The organism is Bradyrhizobium sp. Cp5.3 (assembly GCF_000426265.1).
Lineage (GTDB): Bacteria > Pseudomonadota > Alphaproteobacteria > Rhizobiales > Xanthobacteraceae > Bradyrhizobium > Bradyrhizobium neotropicale.
The window spans coordinates 1-4,422 of record NZ_AUFA01000112.1; the positions used below are offsets into that span (position 1 = coordinate 1).

At 57.4% G+C, this 4,422-nt stretch carries 4 protein-coding genes and 2 pseudogenes; 3 read left to right on the top strand and 3 right to left on the bottom strand.

Going from position 1 to position 4,422, the window contains the following annotated elements:
• Nucleotides 1-414: helix-turn-helix domain-containing protein (locus K289_RS0140500; RefSeq protein ID WP_027556510.1), on the bottom strand; the 414-nt coding region annotated here is incomplete at its 3' end.
• A 38-nt stretch (nt 415-452) separates the two neighbouring features.
• On the opposite strand from K289_RS0140500, the gene K289_RS47280 reads away from it, so the two are divergent.
• Nucleotides 453-737, top strand: a complete 285-nt coding sequence (locus tag K289_RS47280) for a LexA family transcriptional regulator (RefSeq protein ID WP_035688010.1) — start codon at nt 453-455, stop codon at nt 735-737.
• 1,017 nt (nt 738-1,754) lie between these two features.
• Here K289_RS47280 and K289_RS0140515 read toward each other — a convergent pair.
• A complete protein-coding gene (locus K289_RS0140515) occupies nt 1,755-2,042 on the bottom strand; it encodes a hypothetical protein (RefSeq protein WP_027556507.1) in 288 nt (95 codons plus the stop codon).
• A gap of 371 nt (nt 2,043-2,413) precedes the next feature.
• On the opposite strand from K289_RS0140515, the gene K289_RS0140520 reads away from it, so the two are divergent.
• On the top strand, nt 2,414-3,244 hold the full coding sequence (locus K289_RS0140520; RefSeq protein ID WP_035688013.1) for a hypothetical protein: 831 nt from the start codon (nt 2,414-2,416) through the stop codon (nt 3,242-3,244).
• A gap of 551 nt (nt 3,245-3,795) precedes the next feature.
• Nucleotides 3,796-3,948 (top strand): annotated as a pseudogene (locus K289_RS52115) (IS3 family transposase); the annotation flags it as partial.
• A 221-nt stretch (nt 3,949-4,169) separates the two neighbouring features.
• Here K289_RS52115 and K289_RS0140530 read toward each other — a convergent pair.
• Nucleotides 4,170-4,422 (bottom strand): annotated as a pseudogene (locus K289_RS0140530) (IS256 family transposase); the annotation flags it as partial.

Consider the following 4,422-nt stretch of genomic DNA (forward strand, 5'->3'; position numbering starts at 1 on the left):
CAGCCGGCGACGCACGGTCTCGCCCGACAGGCTGTCGTGATCGGTGAGCTTGACCATCGCGTCGGCCAGCAGCGCCAGCGTCCAGCGCCTTCGGCCGGCAGGCGGCTTGGCGCATGCAGTCGCCACCAGCAGGGCCTCTTCCTTGCCGCTGAGCTTGCGTTGCGCGCCGGGACGCTGCTCCTCGCTCAAGGCCCGTTCCAGATTGCCCTCCACGAAGCGGCGCTTGGTCCGATAGACGGTAGAACCGCTTACGCGGACGGTACGGGCAATCTCCTCGTCGCCGCTACCGGCGTCGGCTGCCAGCAAAATCTGCGCCCGTTTGAGTTTGCGGGCGGCATGCTTGCCTCCGCTCAGCATCGCAGTCAGTTCGTCGCGCTCGGCGTGGCTCAACTCGACCCGATAACGTACATTCATCGTCGCCTCCCTGTCGGAGGCCCGGGACGAATCGATCGATGAGTCAAAAATCAGGCGCCGCCCACTTTACTGAAAAGCAGGGCCACTACCTGGCCTTCATCTATACCTACTCGTACATGTTCGGACGGCCGCCTGCCGAAACCGATATGCAGCGCCACTTCGGCGTCAGCCCGCCCTCAGTCCATCAGATGATTGTCACGCTCGAACGCAACGGCCTCATTCGCCGTCAATCCGGTGCCCCCAGAAGCATCGAAATCCTCGTGCTACCAGAAAACTTACCGATCCTAGACTGGCTCGGTATCAAACCGTCAAAACCACTGTGACGAGCCACTAGACGTAAGCCGTACAACGTTTCCGCTCGGGGCGTCGCGGGCGCCCGCCAGGGAAGCCTACCAGTTTCGGTAGTCATTCCGAGTAGGGATCAGTGGTATTCATTGCAGATACGGATATCCGGGCGGGAGGACTCCAAGCCTAAAAGAACGCCGCCGGGCGCCTCAGAGCCGTCGAATATTCGCTGTGTTTGCGGTAGGCAACCAACAAGGCCACCACGTATGCTCAGCGCCGAGCAAATAGCGGAAGCCAAGAAGCGAGTTCGCTATCAGGGACAAGAGAAGATTCACCAACATGACGACTGCATCAGGATCGCATACGAGTGGCTCGATGCGCAGACGACGACGAAGAGATTCTTGACGCGCACCCACCCACTCAAACATATCATTGAAAGGTGGGGTGGGAGATACGTTTCATCATCAGATGTGGAAGTTGCGGCGGAAATCCATCCTCGTATCAAGGGAAGGTATCCTCATTTTAATATCAGTTCTCGCCTTACACTCCCCTCTGATCGACGCCTGGCCGATATTTCGGAGGCCAGAACACAAGGTTACCAACTTACGTCGACGCACATCACGCAAACGTATTTTCGGATCGAAGAACCCTAGATGGGATCATCATACCATCATAACGGCGGACCCAAATCTGGTCAGGGCCAGCGAATGACAGCTTAGAAGGCAGAGAGGTTTGTCGTCGGCGCCCGCTTTAGAGAGGGCTGGGGAATATTCGGCGCCTGTAGCTTGATTGCAAAATGCGGGCGGACGAGGCGACGCAGAACGCGACACGCACACACAACAGCGTACTTTCAGCGGACGATCAGATATCGAAATCGCCGGAGCTTACGAAGAGGCATTCAGCGCGAAAGCACTTGGTCGCCTAAAATTCAACGAGATGCTCCGAGATTGAGAGAGGCACGGCTCATGGGTCGTCGCGTGGGCGCCCGACCGCCTTACGAAATTCGATTGATGGCGGACGGCTACCCTTGGCGGCACGTAGAGCGATTGCGGCATTTAGAGAAACTCACGTTTTCCAGGGGGAGCGGAATCCGTTTCTTCCTTGAGGTAAGTCAGCATGGTGTTACAGGCGTCCTCGGCCTCAGCGAAGCTTTGAAGGGGCGAACCTAGAATCCTGATCGCGCCACGGCTCGGGTCGAGCGGACGCCAAGACGCGACGTAGCCCAACCTTCCGAAAAAGCCTGGACCAGTGGGGCTCTGGAAGCTGATCACGAACGAATAGTCGTCGCTGCTTGCGCTCCATATCTCCATGTCTTCGACTGCACGATGGAATTCCAGGGGCATCAGGGGCGGTTCGCCGGGCCAGGCGAGAACGAAACCGCTGCGGGCGGACGCCGGGCCGGGTCAATACACCGCAGCTCTGGGCAAGTTGTGTTTCGTCGCCAAGCCATGGCATCGCTTCCTTATACCCACGGCAACACGAGGCGTCATTCGACCGGTACGTTCAAAGACGGGCCAACCAAATAGCCACAGACCTCCTTGAGGGGGCTCCGCAGAAAAATGTTGGCGCACGCGCAGATTACCAGCCATCCGGCGCGAGTGGCATTGGTTTGGATGCCAATCAATCCTGGTAGGTGCCTCGCGGGCCTGCCTCAAAATACAATCTGATGCGGATACAAGGGCCAGCTACGTTCAGCTACGTGGAGTAAGGGAAAATGATCGATAGGCGCGTGCTTTGGTTCTGTCTCTGTCTCGGTCTCTGTATCGGCTTTGGTGTATGGTTGATTTTGCCGGCCGAGCTGGGCGGTAAGAGCGACGGCGTTCGCACCGAAAACAACGCCCTTATCGACAAGGTTAAATCAACTTGGCGAGCGCAGGATGGTGAGACAGCGGAGCAAATCTTCACTAAGGTCTCCAAGGTGGCACACTTCATCCCCCGGGGATGGGAGGTTGGTCAAAAGACCGACTCGGGAGAGCCAGTTATCTTTTCGTGGGCCAAGCACCGGACCGATAAAACAAACGAAGAATATACAGTCACCTGGGAGATGGCGCCCGATGGCACAATGAAAATTGTGGTGCCCTATGCAAAACCGATGGAACTAGGCTGGCAGGCGTTCGCAGTCTCGCTGATCGCCGACGAAGTAACAAGCGACGAAAGCGGTGTGAACCGTCGCTTTTTGTATAATCCGGCAAACTTCAACTTCGTAACCACAGCGCAGGGTAAGCTGGGCGATCTTCTGCGACGTGGCCGTTGCACTATCGGCGAACCGGTTGGAGTGCACTACTCGCCAAAGGTAGACGAACAACAGACTTCGGAGGGCGACCTGTGGCGCGTTCAGCTTTCGGTCGATTGCAATGTTCCTGGGCCTAGTTATTTCACCCGTGACGGGGTCGTCATTTTCGAGAAGCGCGAAGGGCAAGATTGGGAGCCGCAATCGTTCTTTGCCAAGGTCATCGCCACGTATGTACCCGGCTCTTGGTTGGAGCTTGCAGGCCCGAAAGATCAGGAAGCGTTCGAGGCGGGCCGGAAGTTGTTATCAAAATGAGGTGCGCTCGCACTGTCGATAGTTCGACGGCCGATGATGATGAGGTCGCAGCTTCGCTGCTTAATGTAGTTCCGCCCCACAAAACCCGTGTTGGGTTGGCACAGAGATCGACTTTGGATCAGCCGACGACACCATTGGTGAGAGTTACTTATTGGTTCAGGAAACGGGATCAGAAGTGCAAGTCGAAATCGCTTGGCGGGCGGCGTTTTTGCTCTTCGGGGGATCGAAGTCGGGAGCCGTGGAGAGAGCTGGCCAATGCCTTGCCCGCCGTCTAGCGCTCTCAGTGATTGGACCACTCTGCAGTGGGCCCGGCGATTATCTTCTCCCGGAACATTCATTGCCGGGCCTAGTTGCACGAGGGGTTGCCAGCGTGCGCCTCCCAGAGTCCCTGACATAAACGTGAGATCAAAATCGGGAAAGCTGTCGCGCGCGCAAAGCGCTTGCACATTTTTGTTTCGATTACGTCATCCATGATTCTGTGCCAATCTTCGGTCCGATCGCCCGTGAGTTACGGGAACATCATGAGTATCCGACGCTCGATCCATCCGCCGAAAGCTATGAAGCCTGGCCGGAAGCGCAAGCTGGTCGACGAGGTTTGCGATGAGTGGCGAGTCTCGATGCGTAAGGCTTGCGAAGCCCTCAAGTTCGACCGGTCGACCTACCATTACAAGTCGCGTCGCTCCGGCCAGGCTGCCAAATCGAGTTGGCGGGAACTGCCGAAGGAGGGCGGCGCGCGCTGGATGCTGCGGTGTTGAGCAAGACCACCGGCGGTATTATTTGACACAACCATCGTTTTTGTCGTCATAAATCTGCAATCAATGCGTGCGATGAAGCTCGGTCCGACAGATTGCTGCTGCTCGGAGTGAGTAAGGGGATGTCCCGATCGCTGTTGAACTAGGTCGGGCCGACGTTGCCGGAATGAATGTTACGCGGCCCTCGTGACGTGGGCAACGGGGTTGATCGTCATGCGATTGTGGCGAGCTTGAAGAGCCGCACGCAGAACCGACAATTGCTTATGCGCCTTCAATCGTCGGAAGCCCTTGTTGGCCTCGATCATGCCGGCCGCGACCCATCGCAAGGCCATACCGGCATCCCGCCAGCGTTTGACGTTGCGCGTGACGCGGCGAATGGTGCCCATCATGTTCTCGGCGATGTTGGTACAGGCGAGCGATCGACGA